Genomic DNA, 23,093 nt, shown 5'->3' with positions numbered 1-23,093 from the left:
ACACAGCTTGCAGCAGGCGCCAGCATGCGCCCGGCCCCAAAAAGATTCAACTGAGATTCGAGGGCGCCAGCTCAAGAAGCGAGGCAGTGCCGGCCATGCACGACAGAAATCGAGTCAGCAGAGCGATCCTTGCGAGGTCAGGCGAAAGATGTGGGGGTGATGACAAGGGACGGAACAGGAATGGGAAAGGAACATTCAGCGGGAGGACGCAGGCCCTAACTCCAGACGACACCTTCCTGGTTCATGAGATAGTCGATGACTTCGATGCTGTCACGCAACTGAAGTTGTGCTTGCTCGGACATCGGTAGGATCGCCCCTAGAAGCTTGCCGGACTCCAGCTCCGCCAAGTTGGGAATCCCGTCGGTACTCCGCTTTTCCAGATCGAATCGAAAGCTGGCCACTTGTTACCTCCAATCCCTTGTCGGTCGTAGTGCAGCAATTCTTGAGCCACACCGGAGACACCTGACTACCATGCGCTCACTGAAGCATAGCACAGGGAATTTCGGGGCTGAGTGGAAGCGCTAACCTCTCAATTTGTTATGCTTTACTGCGGAAGTCAGTGCGATTCCGCAAGGGGAGGCAGGGCACCAAGGTAAGGAAAGTCACCGATTTTGACCAGCGCGGTATCCGCACGCAATCTGAAATCATCCCGGGCGGTGTCAACAAATCGTGGGTCCACCGTCAAATCCGAATCGGGTTTCAGCTCCGGAGCCGGTTGGTTGGGGGTTCCGTGCCGGAGATAGTTCGATCCGGAATTCTGCATGGCGTTGTAGGATAAGAGCACCCGGCTGGAGGGCGCCACGACAAACCCGTAGGCGTTGAGGCTGACGATGTTGCCCGAAGCCTCATTCTGGGAGGTCCCGAGAAACGCGGCGCCGCCCCCGTTTTTCACAAAGGTATTGCCGACCAACGCAGCCTTCGATTGATCGTTCACGATCACCGCCTCGAACAGGCTCCTGGTGATGACGTTTCGTTCCAGGCGCACCGTGGATTTGCCCGCCACACTCACCCCGTGGTCATTGTCATGGATGAAATTGCCCCGCATGACCGCCTGAGAATTTGCGAACTGAACGCCGGTGGTTTCACTGCCGCCGATGATACAGTCCTCAATCCGCACATCCTCCACCTGCTGCGTAAACAACATACCCTTGACCCGCACATGATGCAGGGTGATGCCGCGGCCGTTGAACATCCCCATCGCGTGGCCGCCATGCTCGTTGATCGTGAGGCCGGAAATTTCGATGTTCGTCGCACCATAGGGCCACTTTCCGACATGGAACACCCCGACGCGTTCACGACCCAGGATCGTGACCTGATCCATTCCCGCCCCCACCAGTCGGACGTTTTCCTTGCTGTGAATGGTCACATCCTCGGCATAGGAGCCGGGCCTGATGAGAATGGTGTCACCCTTCTTTGCGGCATCCACCGCCTCCTGGATCGAGTGGTACTGACCTGAGTCATCCAAGGCGACCACCAGCGGCTGCCGTTCGGCGGGCGCCGGCGCTTCCGCCCGAGCGATGGAGAGGCCCAAGACTCCGAATGGCAGACACAGAAGGAGGACGGCGGCTAGACAATGTTTCATGTTTTTCATACGAATGGTCATACCGCCGGGCATGGCGAGAAGTCAATCGAGTGTCATTGCGAGCCCTCGCCCCCCATGGTATCTTCCCGTCCCATGATCCTTGTGGGCCTCACCGGCGGCGTCGCGACCGGCAAAAGCACGGTAGCGAAGATGTTCGAGCGATGCGGGGCCCTCGTCATCGATGCCGATGCGTTGGCCCACCAGGTGGTGGAACCTGGCAAACCGGCCTGGCGCGCCATCATCAAGACCTTCGGCAAAGCCGTTCTCAATCCCGATCGTACTCTCAATCGCCAGGCCCTCGGCGCCATGGTCTTCCGGAACCGGTCCAAGTTGCGCCGGCTGGAACAAATCATCCACCCCCGCGTCGCGCGTGAGCAAGCCAGACTGACGAGACAAGCCGCACGCAACAACCCCAAGGCCGTCGTCGTGTACGACGTTCCGCTTCTCTACGAAGCCGGTATCGACAAACGCGTGGACCGGGTCATCGTCGTCACCGCCGACCGCGAAACTCAAATCGCCCGATTGAAGAAGCGCAATGGGTTCACCCGCGCCGAGGCCATCAGAAGAATTAAGAGCCAACTCCCACTTGCAAATAAAACCCGGCGAGCAGACACGGTTCTTGATGGAAGTAGCTCTTTGAGACAGCTCCGCAAGAAGGTTGAACTTGTCTGGAAGGAGCTTGTCGAGAGGAGCAGTTCTAAACAATGACACCTCTCATACTGGTTACACTAAGCTTGGCATCTCTGCTCGCGTCTCAGGGAGATACTTCTGCAGCAGGAAGCTTGAGGAAAGAGTCCTCTACTTTGTATTTCAAAATAGGTGGCCCAGCCAAAGCCTCCTTGGTCACATCTACTGGCGATGAAGATATTGAATCATTATTTCGCAAAGCAAAGTGCATAGCCTGTCATGTAATTCCTGGGATACGAGGTGCTGTTGGAACAATAGTGCCCAAACTGGTCATGGGAACGACCGGTCAGAAACGGCTCAACAGCTCAAGCTATAAGGGTACTGCGAGGTCTGTCAGAGAATATGTGGTGGAATCGATCTTAGATCATGACCTCTACGTTCCTAACGGATATAGGTCGGTCGCGATGCCCCTGAATTATAAAACTGCACTTGCAGCTAAAGCCCTATACGAAATGGTCGATTACCTTTCAGCCCTGAAAGAGGACGCCCCTCCTTCCACGTCACCATCTCCCTGCAACCAGGGGAATTCACGAATCGAGAAACAACAAACCGCCAAGATGCATCCGCAAGTGTCTCCGTGTTAAGTTCTTTCCATGCACAATGTAGTCATTATCGGCTCCGGCCCTGCCGGCCTCACCGCCGCCATCTACGCAGCCAGAGCCAATCTCTCGCCGCTGCTCATCGAAGGCTGGCAGTCCGGCGGGCAACTCACGACGACCACCGAAGTCGAAAACTATCCCGGATTTTCAAAAGGCATCATGGGCCCCGAGCTCATGAAGGAAATGCGCGCCCAGGCCGAGCACTTCGGCACGTCATTCCTCACCGGCGATGTCTCGGCCGTCGATCTCGCGCAGCGACCGTTTCACCTGACCATCGACGGGGAACAGACGGTGACGGCGGCGACCTTGATCCTGGCCACCGGCGCCTCGTCCATTCCGCTCGGCGTACCGAATGAAACCAGGTTGATCGGACACGGCGTCTCGACCTGCGCGACCTGCGACGGCTACTTTTTTCGCGGGAAAGATTTAGTGGTCGTGGGCGGCGGCGACAGTGCGCTGGAAGAAGCCAACTTCCTGACGAAATTCGCTCGAACCGTCACCGTGGTCCACCGACGTGACAAACTGCGGGCCTCGAAAATCATGCAGGACCGCGCCATGAAGAATGAAAAAATTTCGTTTGCATGGAATTCCATCGTCGAGGACATCCTTGGAAGGGACCTGGTCATCGGAGCCCGGCTCAAGAACCTCGTGACCGGCGCCTCTTCGGAACTGGCTTGCGACGGCGTCTTCGTCGCCATCGGCCACCGGCCCAACACCGATCTCTTCACGGGCCAACTCACGATGGATGAGAAGGGGTACATCCTCACCTCGCAAGGCACCGCCACCAGCGTGCCTGGTGTCTTCGCCGCAGGCGACGTGCAGGATACCAAATATCGCCAGGCCATCACCGCGGCCGGCTCCGGCTGCATGGCCGCCATCGACGCCGAGCGATTCCTGGAGTCGCGTGAAACGTAAAACGTGAAAGGTGAGCGAGTTCTGACCGGAATGAACCGGCGCATGAGCAAGCCTCACAAGCAGCTTGATGCCTGGACGACAGCCGTCGAGCTGGCGCAGTTAGTTTATAAGACTACCGATGAATTCCCGGCGAGAGAGCAGTTTGGCCTCACCAATCAAGCGCGGCGGGCAGCAATCAGCATTCCCAGCAACATTGCCGAGGGAGCAGCCAGACAAACCAAAAAGGAGTTTATCCAGTTTCTCTATATCGCGAAGGGCTCATTGAGCGAACTGGATACACAACTGGAACTTGCCCGGCGACTCGAGTACCTCGGACAGAGAGAGTTGGAATCTCTAGTGGAAATGCTCGAACGGGTCGATAGGATGCTCAGCGGACTGATTCGACATTTAAGGACAAAAGATTAGACGCGTGTTGCCTTTTTCATACGTTTCACATTTCACCTTTCCCGTTTCACGCTGATATCATGCATTGCGCAATTGTCCATTACCACGAACTCGCCCTCAAAGGCCGCAACCGCGACTTCTTCGAGCAACGGCTTGTCCGCAATCTCAGACTGGCGCTGAAAGATCTGAAGATCCGGCGGATCGAGTCGCTGCAGGGGCGCATCCGGGTGACGATTCCCGATGAGGTCGCGCCGGACATGGTGACCGAGCGACTCCGCCGCACCTGCGGCGTCTCAAACTTTCTGCTGACCGAATCCGTGCCGTTGGATCTCACGGCACCGGATCTGACGACCATCAAACAGGTCGCTGAGCGGCAACTCTCCGAACAGACCTTCAACTCGTTCCGGGTGACGGCCAAACGCGCAGACAAACGCCTGCCTCTGACTTCGATGGACGTCGAACGCGAAGTCGGCGGCTATCTCCACGAAACCACGGGAAAAGCCGTGAAGCTAAAACAGCCCGACCTGACACTTTACATCGAGCTCCTCACCAAGGAAGCCCATGTCGCGGCAAGAAAGATCCAAGGCCCGGGCGGCATGCCGGTGGGTACCAGCGGAAAAGTGGCCTGTTTGATTTCCGGCGGCATCGACTCCCCCGTGGCGGCCTACCGGATGATGAAACGCGGCTGCAAAGCCGTCTTCGTGCATTTCTCCGGACGCCCGCTGGTGAGCCGCGATTCCGAAGAGAAGGTCCAGGAGCTGGTCCAGCTGCTGACGGCCTACCAATACCATTCGCAACTTTACATTGTGCCCTTCGGCGAGATTCAACGTGAGATCGTCGCGAACGCCCCGGCGGCCTTTCGTGTCGTCTTGTATCGGCGGATCATGGTGCGCATCGCGGAAGAACTTGCGCGGCGTCATGGCTGCTGGGCGCTGGTCACCGGGGATAGCCTCGGCCAGGTCGCTTCGCAAACACCTGAGAATCTGTCGGTGGTGGAGGCGGCCGCGGAACTCCCGCTTCTGCGCCCGTTGATCGGAATGGACAAGATCGAAATTACCGAGCAGGCGCAACAGATCGGGAGCTTCACGACGTCGATCGAGCCGGATCAAGACTGCTGCAAGCTCTTCGTGCCGCTACACCCGAGCACTAGAACCAAGCCGGACGACATCCTGCGCATCGAACGGGGCCTGGAGATCAGCGCATTCGTCAAGCAGGGCGTCGAAAAGGCCGAGCTGTCGACGTTCACCTTTCCTTCGTAATCCGATCTAAGGCCCGCTCCCGAACCAGTCGAAAGTGGGTATTCAGCTCCCGCTCCATGGCGACGGCGACCAGCCAATCGGGGACGAGGGTCTTCACCTCGACCAACAGGTCGAATTCCGCCCGCGTCTGCGTGCCGTCGCCGGCCGGTTGGAGCCGCCACTCCCGATGGTAGCGCGTGAAATCCCCCCCCTTGAGGTGCGTGATGAGCCCGCCGCCGGGCAACGTCTGCGATTCACAGAGCAGCCGCTGTTCACCGGGCAAGAGCGCGTGTGAAATATAGATATCCGTGAGGACCCGTCCGTCCCGCTCTTCAACTTGCGCCACCCGCATCCGGGTTTCAAACAGTTCAGGCCATTTGCGGTACTCGGAGAGAATCGACTGGAGCACCGCCGGGCCGCCGGGAAACAGCAGCGTAGCCGTTGCCCGCACACCACCGTCAGGATCCGGTTGCACCACGAGGGCCCGCAGCAGATGGGCTGAGCCAACCTCTCCAGCCATCGCGCCCCCGACCGGCACGGACACCAGGACGAGCAGGCAACCGGATACCAACCAAACCCAGCTTAGGACACATCGTAGTCTGTGCATCACAGTATAACGGTGGGGTTCGTGAACCGGACGAAATTGCGCTCATCAGACAGACGTCGCACCCGAAAAATTGCAGAACCAACACTCATGCGTGCCTCCACACCTAGACACCGTCTTAACACCCGTGCGACCGGAATCACTCGCCGGCCTGCAGCGTTACTCAAGAAGTATACTCATTGAATGCGCCCAGTGCGAGCGCAACGACGGGACGAATACAATTATGCCTGCTGGGCGGATGATCACACGGTTGAAAACGGCGGGAACCTGAACGGTTACGCAGAGGCAGGGCGAAACACCAGTACGACTCCTGACGGGTCTCCCCGCTCATCACGGATCATGGCCGCACTGTCGGTGATCCGATGCTCGTGCCCGTTGCGACTGACGAGAAGAAACGGACGCCCGCCAAGATCGGCAGACGTTCCCGTACGCAAGAGCTGTACGGCCCGGTTCGGCACCGGCCACCGACTCTCCGGATCCAACACCACCATCACTTCCTGAACTGCCTTCCCCAGCGCATCTGGCTGCGCCCAGCCGGTCAAACCTTCAGCCGCCGGGTTGAGCATGGTCACTCGCCCCCGCTGATCGACCGTCATAACGGCATCTTCCATCGACTGGACAACCGCCTCCAACCACCGCCCGCGTTGCTCGGCAATACGCGACACACGCTGGCGGAAGAGCGCGAGCTCCAGCGCGGCGCGCAGATCGCTGCTCACAAACGGCTTAATCAAATAGGCCAACGGCAAGGTTTCCCTCGCCCGTTCCAGTGTCTCCTCATCCGAAAAGGCCGTCAGATAGATCACCGGCGTACCATACCGGGACTGGATGGTTCGGGCCGCGTCGATCCCATCCATCGCCCCCTTCAGCTTAATATCCATGAGAACTAAATCCGGCCGATGCTCCCCGGCCAGCCGTACGGCCTCATCCCCGGATGCCACCACACCTACGACCAGATACCCGAGTGTGCGCAGCTGACGTCTGATGTCTTCAGCCACCACCACTTCGTCATCGACGATCAGAATTTTTGCCTGCGCCATAGTACAACCCGATGAAACGAGATCGGAAAATTGGTATCGCCGGTCACACCACACACCGTTCGAACACACTACACACGTATCCGCACGGCACTCGATACCCCAGGGCAACGCAACTAACATGCCACCTTCGCTTCCCTGTACCGGCATCATGTTACGCCGGGCCGGATTCTTGCCCCCATACACTAGCGGTGGTTTTTGAACAGTCCCTGGACAGAATCGGTAGTAGACAGGGCTGGCCTGGAACAGGCGCGATGAGGTGGATTCGCCGCGGAAATGACCGCTGTGATACCATACCGCTCTTTAACGGAGTTGATCCAATATGTCTTGGCTGATTCGTCCGATCCTTCCGCTCCTGCTCGGCTGTGCCCTCACATGGGGCTCTGTTCCCGACGAGGGGCAGGCCCAAGCGCCGCCTGACTCTTCCGCGACGACCGAACAATCCTGCAGTTTCGGCATGGCGAAAGGCGATCCTACTCACCAGTGTCAAGTGCCGATTCCCGCCGGCTGCGTCATCGCCCGCTTCCCGGGAACCGACAAACCGTGGACGACCATCTCCAAGGCCGGTCGCACGTTTTGCACCTTCGATCAGAAAGGCACGGACTGGAAGACGCGCATTACCGGCCAATGTACCCGCTGCGATTCAGGTCATTGCACCGGGCAATTCATGGTGCGATTCGAGTGCGCGAAGCCCTAATGCCCGCGTCCCTCACAGTCGCCATCAAACAAGCCGCCCGCGAACTCGGCTTCGACGCCGTCGGTATCAGCCTCCTTCCTACGCAAACGAACCCGGCCACAAATCTGAATCGCGAGGCCTCGGCCGGTGACCTGCTGGACCGGCTCCAAGAATGGCTCAGGCGCGGATACCACGCGACCATGGCCTGGATGGTCCGTGATCCCGGGCGGCGAGCCGATCCCACCCGAGTGTTGCCCGGCTGCCGATCGATCATTTCCGTCGGCATGAACTATTACACCGACTATCGGGCCGACGAACGCCAGGGAAACGGGCGCATTGCCCGCTATGCCTGGGGCCTCGACTACCACAAGATCCTTGGCGACAAGCTGGCCCAACTCGCCGAGCGCATCGGCGCGCTGGCCCCGGACAGCCTCAACCGGGCCTATGTCGACACGGGACCGGTCATGGAGAAGGCCTGGGCCCAGCAGGCCGGCCTCGGCTGGATCGGCAAACATTCGAACCTTGTCTCGACAGACTTCGGCTCCTGGCTGCTCCTGGGAGAAATTCTGACGACGCTGGAGCTTGAGCCGGATGAGGCGGGAACCGATCTCTGCGGAAGTTGCACGCTCTGCATCCAGGCCTGTCCGACCGGCGCGATCACCGAACCCTACGTCGTCGATGCCGGACGCTGCATCTCCTACCTGACCATCGAACTTCGCGGCACCGAACCGCCGATCGCCGAGGACCTCCGGCGAAAGCTGGGCAACCGGATTTTCGGCTGCGACGATTGCCTGGACATCTGCCCCTACAACGTCCAGGCCGGATCAACCACCGAACCCGGCTTCCAGCCTTCCCCACTCACCGCGGCCCCGTCGCTGCTGGCCCTGACGAAGATGGACGAGCAGACCTTCGCCACCACGTTCAAACACAGTCCCATCCGCCGCGCAAAATACGCCGGACTCCAACGCAATCTCTCCTGGGCGCTCTCCAATGAAACCGCCCCCGTTGATCGGCACAGCACCACACCTCCGCCGAGCGCCGATCCCCGCTAAGCCCCACCCACTGTTTCTCCCCGGCCGATAGTGGTAGGCTACGGTCTCATGTCCTCCCTCATGTGAGGACCCACCTCAGCCGGTTGCGAGGCCATGCACGCACCCACCCTCCTGATCGTCGAAGATGAAGAACGAATGCGGCGGCTCTTCGAGCTGGTGCTGAAACCTGCCGGGTATCAGTTGCTCCTGGCCCGCTCGGGGGACGAAGCCCTCCGCATGATCCAGGAACACGAATCCCTCGACATGATCATCACGGATCTCCAATTGGGCGCCGTCTCGGGCATGGATGTGCTGGAAGCAGCCCGGCAACAGTTACCCGATGTGCCGGTCCTGATCGTGACCGGATACGGCACCGTCAAATCGGCCGTCGAGGCCATGCAGAAAGGCGCCTACGACTACATCTCCAAGCCTGTCGACAATGAAGAGTTGAAGATCGTCATTGCCCGCGCGCTGCAGGTCCGTCAGCTCGCCCGGGACAATCGCATTCTGCGCGCAGGGTTGCACGAACAGTTCGGCTTCGACCGCATGGTCAGCGTCTCCAAGGAGATGGAACTGATCAAGCGGCTCGCCCGGGAAGTGGCACAGACCGATGCCACGGTCCTCATCACAGGCGAAAGCGGAACGGGCAAGGATCTGCTCGCGCGCGCCATCCACCTCGTCAGCCCGCGCGCCCAAGGCCCGATGGTAGCCCTGAACTGCGCCGGCATCCCCGAGCACCTGTTGGAATCCGAACTGTTCGGGTACGAGAAGGGTGCGTTTACCGACGCAAAGAAAGCCAAGCCGGGACGCTTTCAAATGGCGGACCGGGGCACATTGTTCCTGGACGAAATCGGCGAACTGAGTTTGACGGCACAGGCCAAGCTCCTGCGCGTCCTTGAACAGCATGTCGTGGAGCCATTGGGCGGCGTGCGCAGTGTCGCCGTCGATATTCGCGTCATCGCCGCGACCAACCAGGAATTGCCCGATCTTATCAAAGCGGGCCGTTTCCGCCTGGACCTCTACTATCGCCTGAACGTGTATCAGCTCCGGATGCCGCCCTTGCGCGAACGACCGGAGGATATCGAACCGATTCTGACTCAGTTCCTCAGCCAGGCCCGTCGGGAACGCGGCAGCCGCATCAGGGGAATGACCACCGAGGCGCTCGCGATCCTCAAACAATACCCCTGGCCGGGCAACGTGCGGGAACTGCACAATGTCGTGGAGTGGCTGACCATCACCTGCAAACAGGACGAGATTACGCCCGAGCATCTGCCGGCCTCGTTCAAGAGCACTCCGCCGCCAAACGAAGAGAAACCGGCCGGTACACCGTCCCTCCTCGCGCTGGGACTTTCCGTGGAGGAAGTCGAAAAGACGATGCTCCAGGAGGCGTTGCGTAAAACCGGGGGGAACGTGTCCGAAGCCAGCCGTCTGCTCAAGATCACGCGCAATACGTTGCGGTATCGAATGGCCAAACATAACCTGTCGCTGCCCTCAGGCTGATGCGTCGCCTACGACGAACCGGCGGTCTCCAGAGAAAATTCTTCATCGCGCTGCTCATTGTCGGCATCGTGCCCGGCATGGTCGCGCTCTGGGCGACCTACCGATCCAGCACCGCCACTCTCAAGCAAGCCATCGGTGAAGGCTTCCAGGAGATCGCGCGTTCCACCTCTATTCGACTGGCAACCGCTGTCGACAATGAAATCGATCGGGCCATCCGGCTGGCGCTCGTCCCCCTGCACGTCCGTCAGCCGGTCGTCCTTGCGAACCAACAGACCGGTACCACTGCCGGCAAGACACAGCCTCCGCCATCGCCGGCCCATCCGAAATCCAACGGCCCGCCCGCGGTGGACCAGGACACCACAAGCTACCTCCACGAATGGGCGGGCGAATCCCGGCACTATGTGCGTGTCACCATTGCCGACCGACAGGGCCAGGTCGTCGCCTCGACAGATCCGCGGCTGCCGCCGCAACAGGCGGGCGAAGTCTGGTGGCGTGAAGCCATACAGGCCGCACCCGGCACATCCTACGTCAGCAACGTGACGTTCGATCCTCAGGTGAACGACATGGTCTTCCATGTTGCCGTCCCGATCCTTGACGACACCCGCCGGTCCACCATCGGCGTCGTCGGCCTCGTCATCCGTCGCAATCTGTTGACTCAAATGATCCTCCCCATCCAGATCGGGAACACGGGTCACGCCATGCTGCTCGACACGCAAGGCACGCCGTTGATCTGCCCGGTCCTGCCGCCCACCGCCCATTTGATTCCATCGACTTTGATGAACCGGCTGACGTTGGATCGCCCCCTGTGGCTGGTCGCAGACGATGATGCACACGGCGGCCGCGATGCGATCGTCGGGGCGGCGCCGGTCCACCTGACTCATGCGCTGACGCCGGGGAGCCTCGACGGCAACCGATGGTATGCGTTCATCCGGCAGGCGCCCGAGGAAACCTACGCGCCGATCTATTCCCTGCTGCTGACGGTCGGCGTCATCGGGTTCGGGCTGGTGATCGTGCTCTCCGCCTTCGGGTTTCTTGTCGGCTACCGCATCGTGAAACCGATCGTGGCGCTCCAGCGCGAAGCGGAGGGCCTTCGCCTTACGCTGGCCCTACCGGAAGAGAGCACCGCAAACCGCCCCCGGCCCCCGTTGCTTTCGCCGGGCTATCAGACCGCTGATGAAATTGAAGACCTGGCCACGAGTTTCGCGGCCATGCGGGAGGTGCTGGAAGAAAACCTGCGAACGATCCGGTCACAGCAACATGAGCTGATCCGGCAGGAAAAGCTGGCGTCGGTGGGACAACTGCTCGCCGCCCTCGCCCACGATCTGCGGAACCCGCTCGGCGTCATCCGGAGTTCCGCACAAGTCGTGCTGGAGGGGCCGCAGGAAGAACCCATCCGCCAGGAAATGGCCCGCTATATCATCGATGAAGTCGACAAACTTTCACTGCGACTCCACGACTTTCTCCGGTATGCCAGACAGAAGCCGCCGGACTTCAAGGTAGAACCTGCGGAAGCCGTCGTCCGCGCTGCGCTGAGACAGTGGGAAGCACAGGGTGGACATGAACGCATCCGGGTCGAACAGCGATTTGAGCATGCCCTGCCCTCGATTCAGGTCGATCCGGAGCAGGTGAAGGAGGCCCTGATGAACCTCCTCATCAATGCGCGTGAAGCGATGCCGGAAGGAGGAACCCTGACCCTCACGACCAGAGCCGGACAGGACAGCGAGGTGGAAATTGAGGTGGCCGATACCGGAAACGGCATCGCTCCGGAACACCTTTCACGAATCTTCGAGCCCTTCTTCACGACCAAAGCCTATGGAACCGGTCTCGGCCTCACCAACGTCAAACGGCTCATCGAGGATAACGGCGGAACCCTGGCCGTGACCAGCAACCAGGGAAAAGGAACCACCTTCACGCTACGCTTTCGCCCGGCGAGCTAGGGACGGCCCCTGAACGCCGCGAGAACGCCGCTGGCAGCCTGTTTCAGCCGCCTGCTAGACACGCTTGATCATGCGGGCAAACCGTTCCTGCAACACCAGGCCGTTGGAGGCAAGATGCTTGGTGCGAATGGTCTTCTGCACGGCCTCGATCCGCGCGGAAAAGTTGGGATGGGTCTTAAACAGCGCACGGTCATCGCCCTTGAGATCGCGCAACCGCGTCAGGAGGCCCACATAGGCCTCCGCATCGTATCCGACCCGCGCGGCGAACACTTCACCGACCGTATCGGCGTCGGTTTCTTTCTCCTGATCCAGCCCTTCATCGAGCAGCTTCTTGACGGCGCCGTCGATGACGCCCTTGAACGCAGCCGGATTACTCGTCGCATAGGAGAGGCCGGCTTCGGTGACCCCGGCCAGGCGCTTGCTGCGTTGAATCACGTCAAGAATATGCTTTTCGCTCACGTGCGCAATTTCATGCCCCAGAACGGCGGCGAGTTCCGCTTCATTCTTAATTTGCTTGAGCAGACCCCGCGTCACAAAAATATACCCGGCAGGCGCGGCAAACGCATTGATCGACTCGTGATCCAGAATGGCGACCCGATATGGGATATCGGGCCGGTCGGATGTGTTGGCCACCGCCCTCCCCACCAGGTTCACATAACGGACTAACTCAGGCTGATCCACGACACCGCCGTATCGCGCCACGACTTGCAGGGCTATCGCCTGCCCGATCGACGACTCTTCCTCGTAACCGATGGGAAACAGACTGCCGACGACATTGCCTGCGCCATGGATTGCGCCGGCCAATCGGGGATTGCCGGATTGTCGCGCGACATCCTCGGCAGCCCGCTGCACTTCCGCACAACCAGCCACCGCCATCGAGAGCGCCATCAGGCTCGCCGTCCAGATCCTGTTATTTTGCATATTCGCCCAGGCCTCCTTCCCGCATGAACTCTTCGACGTCCTGGTCGGGGATTTGATAGGCCGTCATGCGATCCACTACCTCCCGATCCCGCGCGGACACGCCGGCACGGTTGGCATACCCCTCGGACGCCTTGTCCAGCCCTCTGGCTCCCGCCGACGCGGTGGTCGCGGATGCGTCTCCGCCCCGCATACTCTGACCCAGCCGCGCCAAGGTGTCGTTGCTCCCTGACGGTTTCGATGTGGACGTTTTGTTGGCGAAGATCCATCCCCGTGCGCCGGCTGAAGTTTTGACCTCCATCCAGCTTCCATCTCGACCGACCACCTCCAGCGACTCGCCGAACTTTACATTCCCGACCACGGCATCCAGCGAGGTTTTTCCTGCGCGCAGTTGAGCCGTCTTGGCTTGCACGTAGACGGTTTCGGCCCAGGCTTCCGTCCCCCAGGCGAACAGACCGATCCACAGGGCGATGAGCGGAATCCAAAACGATCGTGGTGCTGTCACAGCTTCCTCCCCCTCGGCACTGCCACTTATTTTGAGGTCATTTCATAGACGCCGTCCCACTCTCCAGGCGGGGGCATCTGTCGATAATTCGTGGATCGTTCCAGGTAGACCCGCGAAGGCCCATCCGACGGATCCAGCGCAACGGCTTCTGAAAACCTGGCACAAGCGGTTGAAAAATTCCGCATCTTATAGGCCGTCAGTCCTTCCAGATACACTGCGATCACGCGCCGCTTCTTGTCATCCAGCTGCCCCTTGCGGGCCAACAGTTCGAACACGACGACCGGCTCTTTTTTCCCTTTCACTCGTAGCAGATCGATCTCCCGCACTTCAATGTCGTTCTTCGCCAGTTCGGCCGTCCGCTGGCCGATCAGAATCAGCGTGTCGTAATACTTGCTGGCCCCCTCCAGACGAGAAGCCAGGTTCACACTATCGCCGGTCACCGTATATTCCATTCGTTCTTCGGACCCCATGTTGCCCACGATGCAGGGGCCCGAATTGAGGCCGATCCTGGCGCCGATCTCCGGAAGCCCCTCCCGCTTCCACACTTCCCTGAGACGGGCCAACTCGACCTGACAGTCCAGCGCAGCGTAACAGGCCAGCGAGGCATGCTTCGGGTCGTCCAGCGGCGCGCCGAACAATGCCATGATCCCGTCGCCGAGATACTTGTTCACATTGCCACGATGGGTGGTCTTGATGATGGTCGTCATCGCCGACAGATAGCGATTGAGCAACGTCACGAGGTCTTCGGGAGACATCTTTTCCGAGATTGTCGTAAAGCCTGCGATGTCGGAAAAAAAGATCGTGATTTCTTTTTTCTCCCCGCCAAGCTTGATGGCCTCGGGATTCCGCATGATCTCCTCGACCACCTCGGACGACATGTACTTGTCGAAGGCCGCGCGCATGAGACGGCGCTGCTTGCCTTCGGTCACATATTCGACGGTCGCGGCCGTGCCGAATGTCAACGCCAGCGCCGCTTCCGGAAACACCAGCTCCAGCCACCACTCGTGCCCGGCAAACGCATGCACGACTAATCCATAGTAGGCCACCGCCAGTCCGATCGTGACGCCAAACTTGACCGGGTAGGAACGGAACAACATGAAGGTACCGGCAGAAGCCAGACAGAGCAGCAGGATGGTCGTCAGCGAGAACCACCTCGGAGCGGCTTGTAAACCTTGCCCGTGCAGGAGATTGTCCAACGCCGCCATATGAATGAGCACGCCCGGCGTGGCAGCAGAGAACGGCGTGACACGAAGATCGTAGAGCCCCGCCGCTGTACCGGCGATAAACACCACCTTGTCCTTGAACAGCGTCGGATCCAGCGACGGCCGTTCGCCTTTCGCCTGCTGCGCGAAGGCTTGCAACACCCGTCCGATGGAATACCTCTTCGCATGGTAGGTCTGCTCCAGGGATCCATGCCAGTCAATCAACAGGCTGCCGTCGGTCTCCAATGGAACGTGGTGGGCGCCGATCTGCAGACGCCCGTCACGCATCGAGAGCCGGTCGGCGCCGAGCAGGTATTGCGCGACCGCTACCGAGAGATGCGGCACGACCTTGCCGTTGACTTGCCCCAGCAAAGGCACCCGCCTTGTCGGGCCGTCGGCGTCGGCAGACAGATTGATGACACCCAGCCCGCGTGCCTGTTGTGCCAGCACCGGAATCGGCAGTTTCACTCCGGCATAAGTATCCGGCGCGGGCCCCGCACCAGACGACTCCACCGTGAGCGTGGCGCGAGGCTGCGCCTCAGGCGGAATGGCAGCGGGCTCAGCCTGGAACAGCATCGGCAGGAACACGTTGCCTGCCGCCTTCAAATCATCGGCAAACGACTGGTCGAATTCTTCCGCATTCTCGTCCGCCTCGAAGAACATCACATCGAACACGACGGCTCTGGCGCCCGCTTGTTTGAGATACCGCACGACGTAGCCGAACCGATCGCGAGGCCAGGGCCAGCGCCCGAATGCCTCGAGGCTCGATTCATCGATGGCGAGTAACACAAGATTCGAATCGGCTTTGGCAGGATCCGCGTAGCGTCGGACCAAATGATCCAGCGCCTTGAGTTCTGCGACCTCGAACCAGCGGGAGGTACTGAGCCCGGCCACGAGGGCGAACACCGTCAGGCCCACTGCGACCGCCGACAGGATTTTCTTTCGAAAGGGAGTGGAGGTCATGAAGGCGATTGCACGATCAAAAGCGCGCCGACCATCGGGCTATCGTACGTGAGAATGAACCGGAGGGAAAGGGGGCTAGAGGGGGCCTTTTTCAGCACCCGGCTGGCCCGGATGAGATTCCTGAGGGCCGTCGCGAGACGTTCGAGACCGAAGCCCGCCGGGGCTTCTCGCAAGTGAGGCCGACGCAGGCGTACTTGGAGTCCGTCGAGGAGGCCGAGCGAGAAAAGCCCCGCCGGGCAAGAGGATCGGACGGCGGAGCAGGCAGTCAGGAATCTTCCGGGTTAGGGGACGTCGGTCGCGCAACGAAATCCTAACGTCGGCCCCCAGTACGTCATCTCGTCCCAGGCCCGGTAGCTGGCGCGCAACTCGAGGGGCCGCTCCATCCAACTGCCGCCTCGCAAGACACGAAACGTCCCGCGCAGCGGCCCTTGCGGATCCCGGGCCGGCGAGGTGCGGTAAAAATCCTCCGCATACCAGTCCTTCACCCATTCCGACACCATCCCGATCATGCCGAGCACGCCGTAGGGTGACGCGGAGACCGAGGGCAGGCCCAACGGATCGACGCCATTGGCGGAATTCCCGTCCGTCAGCTTGACCCGGCTTTTCTGAATCACCTCGTCGCTGTTGCCCCAGGGATAGCGCCGGCCGTCGATTCCCCGCGCCGCCTTTTCCCATTCCGCCTCCGTCGGCAATCGTTTACCGACCCACTGACAATAGGCCCGGGCTTGGGACCAGGTGACATTGGTCACCGGGAATTGGGCTCGCTGCGGATCGTCGAAGGCATCGCGCACTTTCGGAATCAGACAGGCCCCCCCCTCCACACAGGCCCGGTACTGCCCGTTCGTCACTCCATGCCGGTCGATCCAATAGGCACTCATAGACAACCGATGGATCGGACGGGCATCGGGCAAACCATCCTCCATGCCCATGAGGAACTCGCCGGCGGGAATCAACACCATCTCGCCGGGAGGTGTCAGGCCTTGATCGACAAGTCGCTTGAGTTCTTCCTGCTGGCTTGCCAGCAGTTGAGCATTCACGCGATCAATAGATTCGTCTCCGGCCAGGGGAACCGGTTCATGGACGCGAGCGGACGGCACCGGCACATGGGTGACAGACGGCTGCGCACTGCGCCGGCCGTCAGAAGACGGAGGCATCGGCGCAGGTTGCATGACCGTGGCCGGCCCCTCGGACATGCGCAGGGTTTCGATGCGCACGGAGGTCCGCGTGAGTTCCATGACCAGATCACCGTTGCCCTTTCCCTTGGGTGACTCCCTCCGCCCCCTGCCGATGGCGGAGAAATCGAAATCCGGGATGTTGGCTAACAAGGGCGTGGCATAACTGATCGGCACGGCAAAGGCCATCCCTTCCGGCACGATCCCGGACGGATGGGTAAACTTCGTGGTGAGGATGCCCACGACTTCGCCCTTCCGGTTGAACACCGGGCCTCCGCTGTTACCGGGATTCACCGCGGCATCGACCTGAAAGACCCGCTGCACGCCCTTGGTCCTGACGGCAGCCACGTGGCCACGGGTGATGGTGATTTCACGCAAGCCGAACTGAAACCCGACGGCAATGACCTCTTGGTCCAGCTTCACAGCGCCGGCATACCCAAGGAGTGCTTCGGAGAGCCCCACCGTCTCCACCTTGAGCAAGGCGAGATCGTGTTCCGCGTCCACGCTCACCAGCACGGCGGGCGCCCGAAATTCCCCGGACGTCACGATCGTGATCCGCTTCGCATTGGCGACGACATGGTGGGCCGTGAGGACATACCCATCACGATGAACAATGACGCCGCTGCCGGCCGGCTTTTCTACCGGCAACGGCGGACGCTCGTTCGCCCGTCCACTTTCGACGAGCGCGAACAACAGGACAAGCAGGACCAGGTAGATCTTCATTTTCCGACCGGCAACAGCACGCTAATGGCCCCGGCGTTTTGCCCCAAGGTGAGGCCTTCCCTCGGATAGCCCGTGCGATCGAGTCCCCCCTTCGGACCGCCATGGCAATCAAGGCACTGTCTCGTCGCATAGAGAGGAAACATCAGGCGGAGCGACGAACTGTTGGCAGCCATTTCACTGATGACTTTTTCACGAGGGTAGGCGGAGTCCGCAAACGCTTCCAGTGCGACCCGTTCGTACGAGTCAGGCCGATTGGCGGGATTCCGGGGATCCAAGGCCGTCTGTTTGAGTCGCACCCCCGTCACTGCGGTGAAGCGCGTGGATACGCGCGCTCCGAACACGGCCGGAATAAACCCCTTGAACCCGGCCCCCTGCCGATTGAGTTCCGCTTGAGCATCCGCGATCACCTGCTTGCTCACCGACACCAGCTCCTGAAGCAGACGACGGCTCCGGGAGGATAAGGCGCTCCCATCCAACTCATCCAGATTGATGCCGGCTCGGCCACGGAACATATCGCGTAGCTGTCCTTCAAAAGCCTCCGGCGTGAAGCCTTTGTGTGCCTTGTTCGGGTCATCTAGTAAAGTTTGATTGTCATTCACGACTGCGCGGCCGGAGTCGAGCAGGATGGCCAGCAGACGAGCCGTCTGCTCCAGTTCGAGGATGGTGTGGAAGGGAATAGTCGACCGGTCGGAGGAGGACTCAAGCCCCCGGGCAGACGGCAAGGCCAAAAACCACCCTGCTGCTACCAGGCACGCCAGCATCCACGGCAGACGTCGCATGAGCCGCCTCTGGTGCGTTCGCGTTGCGGACTGCGGGAACCGCGCGCTCCTGCTCGCGATTGCCTGGCAGGAGCGCGCATTGCTAAAAATCGTACGAGCCTCTCACAATGAAGTCAAGGCGACGACAGGTGCGACCTGTCATACTACCGATCAGACTGTATGTCGATCATCACGTTGTCGGAGTCCAACTCGATCGTCACCGGCATCCCCTCTTGAAATACCGACAGCTTGCTTCCCGCCAGCGCATCGACCTCGAACCGCTCGAATCCCTCAGGCGTGGAGATCTGAATCTCTCCCCAGAAGGGGTCCGCATAGTGGATCCGACCGGCCACGACCTTGTGATTGGCAAAATGTTCACCACCCGACCTGGCCGCGTCCAGCAACACGTTCCCTGAATCGATCAGTAACCACACTTCATCGCCGGGCCGAGCATTGTGCAGCCCCACCCGATCGGCCTTGTTCGGACTGATCGTCCGGAATTGCAGCCCATAGGGAGTTTTGACAAACAAGAGCCCGCTCTCGATTTTGACGATATGCCCGTTCACCGCCGAACGCACACCCATCAGGAGGCTGTCGGTCGAATCAGCCCATCCTGACGCCACCGGGAAGAAGACCCCGATCGCAGCAACGGCTAGACACGCGTTCCACCTCATAACGGCCTCCTTTCGCACCGACTCACATCCAGGCATCGACTCAATAACCCGGCTCGGTGCCTCCGCCGGGGGCCGGTGGAACCGTGATGCCGTATTCCAGGATCGGCGTGACCATCAACGCAAAGTTGAACAACTCGTCGGCAGCGACATCGTGGATGCCCTGCTCACGGGCCCTGAGCATCTTGAACCACTTGCCCATTTCTGACTTGACCGTCCGGGTATCCGCGCGATCCACCGCCTCTTTCACGGTCTGCAGCCGCTGGCTGTAGGGTTCCCAATTCGAACCGGGATAACTGGTCTTGTAGAAGTTGAGGGAGTTATTGATTTCATCGACCCATGCCGATTGCTGCGCAAAAGCGGCAGCCGCACACACCACCACACCCAGGCACAACCCGATAGACAAGGCACAGAATCGATAGCCTCTCTGTTGCATGCTCATGGTGCGCCTCCTCTCAATGACACGATCCCACCAGGATCAGAAGGAGACCGACGATTGGCGGTCCGACTCGCGCGCGTTCTCCGCATCGGTAGCGTCCGGCGTCTTCAGCTTGTTCATGTCCATGCTGCCGGATGCACCGCTCTCCGGAACCATCATTTGACGATCAAACCCCTTCTCCATGTCGTTTGCCGACGGCTCGGAGGATGTCGGACTCTCCCCGAAACCCATCTCCGTTTGCGGGGAGGGAATACCGATAATTTGGTCGGGATGGATCACTTGCGCCTGTCCCCCGGACGCAGTGGACAAGGCCAGGCCCAACCCGACGACAATGACCCACACAAACTTGATACGTGATCCCGTTTCCATGATGTCTCCCTCCTCCATGAAGGATGACCGCATTGCACAGGCACTCTGCGGCAGCACCTAGAACAGTACTGGAAGCGGGACACGGGGCCTATTGCCTGGAGGGTGGATTTTCCCTCCACCCTTCGAGTGAGGACGTGGAGGGAATGAACGGGGATCTAGCGGCTCTGCAGATAGGTGAGCACGGCTTCAACCCGGCCGCTCACCCGGAGCTTCTGATAAATATGGTGCAGATGGGTCTTGACGGTATCGAGGGATACGCACAGTTGATCGGCGATTTCTTTGTTGCTCCGCCCGGCAGCGGCGCAGGCGAGAATTTCATGCTCGCGCTCCGTAAGGAGCGACAACCCGCTGCCCTCCGATTCGCCCTGTTTGTTCACCAGGGCCATCGCCTTCTTGGCGAAGCCGTCGGGCATAAAGGGAGATCGCACCACGTCGCCCTCGAACGTAGCGCGAATGATGCGCAGAAACTCCTGGTGGTCGGCGTCCTTGAGAATGTACCCACAGGCGCCCGCTTGCACGGCGGCCACGATCCGGGCATCGTCGTCATGTACCGACAGCATCAGCACCTTGCTGTCCGGCACGCAGCTGCGGATCAATCGCGTGGCCGTGATGCCGTCCAACCTGGGCATATCCACATCCATCAGAACGATGCCCGGCTTGTGTGCCACCGCGAGATCAAACGCCTGCCGGCCATCCATCGCTTCCCCGACCACAACGAGATCCCGCTCATGTTCCAGCAGCAGGCGCAAGCTCTGCCGGAACAACCGTTGATCTTCGGCAATCACGATGGTGATGGGCATACCTGCTCCTGCCTGACCGGCAACGCGACCGTAAAGACCGCGCCGCCTTCGGGACGATTTGCCGCCGTGATCTGTCCGCCATGGGCATCCACCACCAACCGGCAGAAGTGCAGCCCCAGGCCGCGTCCGATCCGGTAATCCTGCCCGTCCTTTTTCCTGAAAAACATCTCGAAGAGATGCGGCAGGTCCTCCGGCGCAATTCCAGGCCCCTCATCCTGGATCTGAATAGTCACGGTCGAACTTGCATCCGGCTCGTCGACAGTTTCTCTCTGTGAGACCTGTCCCCCGTTCACCTGCACGGTAATCATGATGGCGCCCCTTGCCGGCGAATACTTCAGCGCGTTGTGGATCAAATTGATCAGCACCCGTTGCAAGCGCCGACCGTCCCCCATGATCCACACCGCCTCCGAGGGAACCTGGACGTTGAATCGCACCTCTTGCGCCTCGGCCTCGGAACGAAACAGTCGTAACACTTCGTGCATCAACAGACTTGGCGACACCGGCGACGTACTCAACGGCAGTCCCGAATAGTTCTCCTGATAGACATCCAACATGTCGTTGATCATGCCCAGCAGGAGATCCGTAGTGAAGCGCAGGTCCTCCAGACAGCGACGCGGCGGATCCCGCCCCATCTCGGGACAGCCTCCAAGCCACTCCAGCGTCTTCTTGATCCCGGCCAGCGGATTCCTGATGTCGTGGGCAAACATCGAGGCAAACTGGCTCAACGAGGCCAGCCGCTCGGACCGAACGACTTGACGCTCAAGCGCCTTCTGTTCGGTGAGGTCGCGGAGTTGGATCATGATCGATTCAATGCGGCCCGCTTTCTTGACCGGCACCCAATCCACATCCATCGTCAGGTCACCGGTGGGTGTCGGAACGTGCATCGCCCCACCCGACAGGTCCGCCCCGATCCGAATTACTGACTCCAACTGCTCCAGCAGTCGAGGCCGCTCTGACTCAGCGACGAGGTCCGTGAACGGACGCCGGGCGAGGGTCGAGACCCCCCGCCCGAGTGTGACCTCCCCTCGCCGATTGATGTCCAGAATGGAACCGACCGGATCGATCAGAATTTTGGTATCGACCGAATGGTTCCACAGGAGCCGGTAATGCTCTTCCGACGTGGCGAGATCAAGATTCACCTGTTCCAACCGGCGGACGTACTGCGCCTTCACTCGGGAGGCCTGTTCCAATCGTTGCGCGAGGTCGTCGAAACTCGAGGCCAGCGCATCGATCTCGACAATGCCGCTGGGCAGGGAGAAGGCCTGAGACGGCAGCGGTTCCGACGGCCATGCGCCGCCGAAGACATTGACCCGCTGAATCAAATCGCCGAGGGGACGCACGATGCGCCGAGCCAGCCGCCAGCGCAGCCACACGATGAACACGACGGCTCCGACCCAGAACGCCCCCAGTTTCCCCATGAGGGCCAGCAACGGCTCGAACGTCTCCGACGGATCCTGCTGCATCAGGATGTACCAGCCACGGGCCTGCTCGATCTGCGCCGGCAGGACGACCCGGGCCAGACCGATGATGCTCTGGTGCCCGCCATGCGTATCCTCCTCCAACTGAAGCCATCGAGCGGCGGGAGCGTCCGCTGCTGCCTGCGTAGACTGTGTCCGAAGGGTTGCGTGAAGATTGGGGGCCAGCATGGAACAGGCAAGCACCACACCGTCCTCGGCCAGCAGCATCATGTGTCCTGTCCGGCCGATGCGGCTTCCCACAATCGAGGACAGGATACGGTCCGTCCCGATCACGGCCTTCAGGGCCCCTCGCACCGGCTGCCCCTCTCCGCCGATCGGCACTGCGACTTCCCAAAAACCTCGGCCATTGTCGTCAACAGTCAGCGGACCGGCCCAGGCGCGTTGAGCCGAGAACACAACCGGCCACCATGGTTGCTGCGCATAAAAAGTCCGTGCGGATTCGCTCTGCCGGCCTCCGACCAATTGGCCATCCCACCGGACAATCACCAGCGAGTGAAAATAACGATGCTGCTCCTCTCGCCACTGCTCGAACTGCAGCGTAGGCTGCTTCGCAGGGGACGCCCCTTCCACGGATGCTCGAATCTCAGGAAGGGCACTGAGCCGTTGCATCCACTCGAGTTCCTTGGCAAGCAACAGGGCCGCTTTGTCCGCGCTCTGGCGGGCTATTTCCTGGAAGGTAATGCCGACTGTGGTGTGAAGTGACTGCTTGGCATGCCAGTAGGCATACACGAGGCCGACTGTGCCGGAAAGAATCCCGATCGACAGCACAGAGAGGGTAATCAAACTCTGGAGACTGACCCGCTGACGCATGGCGGCAGGCCATTGGAGGGAGCGACTCGACCGGCTCCTTGGACCAGGCAGCGAGTTCTGCCGAGAGGGAATGCCGGCCGGACCGCACATCGGTTACG

General features: G+C 60.5%; 22 protein-coding genes. 8 read left to right on the top strand and 14 right to left on the bottom strand.

Annotation, left to right across the window (positions count from 1 at the left end; all coding sequences use genetic code 11):
- Positions 1-215: 215 nt before the first annotated feature.
- Both H8K11_08390 and H8K11_08385 read right to left on the bottom strand, forming a co-directional pair.
- Entirely contained in the window at positions 216-401 is a 186-nt protein-coding gene (locus tag H8K11_08390) for a hypothetical protein (GenBank protein MCS6263764.1), read from the bottom strand.
- A 155-nt stretch (positions 402-556) separates the two neighbouring features.
- A complete protein-coding gene (locus tag H8K11_08385) occupies positions 557-1,582 on the bottom strand; it encodes a right-handed parallel beta-helix repeat-containing protein (protein ID MCS6263763.1) in 1,026 nt (341 codons plus the stop codon).
- A 93-nt stretch (positions 1,583-1,675) separates the two neighbouring features.
- On the opposite strand from H8K11_08385, the gene H8K11_08380 reads away from it, so the two are divergent.
- The 4 genes from H8K11_08380 to thiI all read left to right on the top strand — a co-directional run bounded on the left by H8K11_08380 (position 1,676) and on the right by thiI (position 5,426).
- Positions 1,676-2,290 (top strand): dephospho-CoA kinase, encoded by a 615-nt coding sequence (locus H8K11_08380; protein ID MCS6263762.1) that lies wholly within the window; start codon positions 1,676-1,678, stop codon positions 2,288-2,290.
- Positions 2,291-2,862: 572 nt separating this feature from the next.
- Positions 2,863-3,783 carry a thioredoxin-disulfide reductase gene (trxB, locus tag H8K11_08375; protein MCS6263761.1) on the top strand — a complete coding sequence of 307 codons (921 nt, stop codon included), beginning with the start codon at positions 2,863-2,865 and terminating at the stop codon, positions 3,781-3,783.
- A gap of 42 nt (positions 3,784-3,825) precedes the next feature.
- Entirely contained in the window at positions 3,826-4,188 is a 363-nt protein-coding gene (locus H8K11_08370) for a four helix bundle protein (protein MCS6263760.1), read from the top strand.
- 59 nt (positions 4,189-4,247) lie between these two features.
- Positions 4,248-5,426, top strand: coding sequence for a tRNA 4-thiouridine(8) synthase ThiI (thiI, locus tag H8K11_08365; protein ID MCS6263759.1), 1,179 nt, complete (start codon positions 4,248-4,250; stop codon positions 5,424-5,426).
- On the opposite strand, the gene H8K11_08360 is transcribed toward thiI, so the two are convergent.
- Positions 5,410-5,925 carry a hypothetical protein gene (locus H8K11_08360; protein ID MCS6263758.1) on the bottom strand — a complete coding sequence of 172 codons (516 nt, stop codon included), beginning with the start codon at positions 5,923-5,925 and terminating at the stop codon, positions 5,410-5,412. The two genes, thiI and H8K11_08360, sit on opposite strands and share 17 nt — an antisense overlap.
- Before the next feature lie 359 nt (positions 5,926-6,284).
- Positions 6,285-7,046 (bottom strand): response regulator, encoded by a 762-nt coding sequence (locus H8K11_08355; GenBank protein MCS6263757.1) that lies wholly within the window; start codon positions 7,044-7,046, stop codon positions 6,285-6,287.
- Positions 7,047-7,365: 319 nt separating this feature from the next.
- Between H8K11_08355 and H8K11_08350 the strand changes: the two genes are divergently transcribed.
- The 4 genes from H8K11_08350 to H8K11_08335 all read left to right on the top strand — a co-directional run bounded on the left by H8K11_08350 (position 7,366) and on the right by H8K11_08335 (position 12,187).
- Complete coding sequence (locus H8K11_08350; protein MCS6263756.1) at positions 7,366-7,740, top strand: hypothetical protein; 375 nt, start codon at positions 7,366-7,368, stop codon at positions 7,738-7,740.
- A complete protein-coding gene (gene queG, locus H8K11_08345; GenBank protein MCS6263755.1) occupies positions 7,740-8,771 on the top strand; it encodes a tRNA epoxyqueuosine(34) reductase QueG in 1,032 nt (343 codons plus the stop codon). Before H8K11_08350 ends, queG begins: the two co-directional genes overlap by 1 nt.
- Before the next feature lie 93 nt (positions 8,772-8,864).
- On the top strand, positions 8,865-10,250 hold the full coding sequence (locus H8K11_08340) for a sigma-54-dependent Fis family transcriptional regulator (GenBank protein ID MCS6263754.1): 1,386 nt from the start codon (positions 8,865-8,867) through the stop codon (positions 10,248-10,250).
- A complete protein-coding gene (locus tag H8K11_08335) occupies positions 10,250-12,187 on the top strand; it encodes a hypothetical protein (GenBank protein ID MCS6263753.1) in 1,938 nt (645 codons plus the stop codon). Before H8K11_08340 ends, H8K11_08335 begins: the two co-directional genes overlap by 1 nt.
- A 54-nt stretch (positions 12,188-12,241) precedes the next feature.
- Here H8K11_08335 and H8K11_08330 read toward each other — a convergent pair whose 3' ends face one another.
- From H8K11_08330 to H8K11_08285, 10 genes are all read right to left on the bottom strand, one after another.
- Positions 12,242-13,108 (bottom strand): M48 family metalloprotease, encoded by an 867-nt coding sequence (locus tag H8K11_08330; GenBank protein ID MCS6263752.1) that lies wholly within the window; start codon positions 13,106-13,108, stop codon positions 12,242-12,244.
- A complete protein-coding gene (locus H8K11_08325; GenBank protein ID MCS6263751.1) occupies positions 13,098-13,610 on the bottom strand; it encodes an SH3 domain-containing protein in 513 nt (170 codons plus the stop codon). The genes H8K11_08330 and H8K11_08325 overlap by 11 nt, the downstream gene beginning before the upstream one ends.
- A gap of 26 nt (positions 13,611-13,636) precedes the next feature.
- Positions 13,637-15,775 (bottom strand): adenylate/guanylate cyclase domain-containing protein, encoded by a 2,139-nt coding sequence (locus H8K11_08320; protein ID MCS6263750.1) that lies wholly within the window; start codon positions 15,773-15,775, stop codon positions 13,637-13,639.
- A 281-nt stretch (positions 15,776-16,056) separates the two neighbouring features.
- A complete protein-coding gene (locus tag H8K11_08315) occupies positions 16,057-17,670 on the bottom strand; it encodes an SUMF1/EgtB/PvdO family nonheme iron enzyme (GenBank protein ID MCS6263749.1) in 1,614 nt (537 codons plus the stop codon).
- Positions 17,667-18,449 carry a DUF3365 domain-containing protein gene (locus H8K11_08310; protein ID MCS6263748.1) on the bottom strand — a complete coding sequence of 261 codons (783 nt, stop codon included), beginning with the start codon at positions 18,447-18,449 and terminating at the stop codon, positions 17,667-17,669. The genes H8K11_08315 and H8K11_08310 overlap by 4 nt, the downstream gene beginning before the upstream one ends.
- A 143-nt stretch (positions 18,450-18,592) precedes the next feature.
- Positions 18,593-19,102 (bottom strand): hypothetical protein, encoded by a 510-nt coding sequence (locus H8K11_08305; protein MCS6263747.1) that lies wholly within the window; start codon positions 19,100-19,102, stop codon positions 18,593-18,595.
- Positions 19,103-19,142: 40 nt separating this feature from the next.
- Positions 19,143-19,541: a hypothetical protein gene (locus H8K11_08300; protein MCS6263746.1), complete on the bottom strand. Its 399-nt coding sequence runs from the start codon at positions 19,539-19,541 to the stop codon at positions 19,143-19,145.
- Between the two features lie 36 nt (positions 19,542-19,577).
- Positions 19,578-19,907, bottom strand: coding sequence for a hypothetical protein (locus H8K11_08295; GenBank protein MCS6263745.1), 330 nt, complete (start codon positions 19,905-19,907; stop codon positions 19,578-19,580).
- A gap of 155 nt (positions 19,908-20,062) precedes the next feature.
- Positions 20,063-20,707 (bottom strand): response regulator transcription factor, encoded by a 645-nt coding sequence (locus H8K11_08290; GenBank protein MCS6263744.1) that lies wholly within the window; start codon positions 20,705-20,707, stop codon positions 20,063-20,065.
- Positions 20,689-22,995 carry a PAS domain S-box protein gene (locus H8K11_08285; GenBank protein MCS6263743.1) on the bottom strand — a complete coding sequence of 769 codons (2,307 nt, stop codon included), beginning with the start codon at positions 22,993-22,995 and terminating at the stop codon, positions 20,689-20,691. Before H8K11_08285 ends, H8K11_08290 begins: the two co-directional genes overlap by 19 nt.
- Positions 22,996-23,093 lie beyond the last annotated feature (98 nt).

The sequence above is a fragment of the Nitrospira sp. genome (assembly GCA_024998565.1).
Taxonomy (GTDB): Bacteria; Nitrospirota; Nitrospiria; order Nitrospirales; family Nitrospiraceae; genus Nitrospira_A.
Note: the sequence above shows the minus strand (reverse complement) of the source record. Positions and strands in the feature narration are given on the sequence as shown.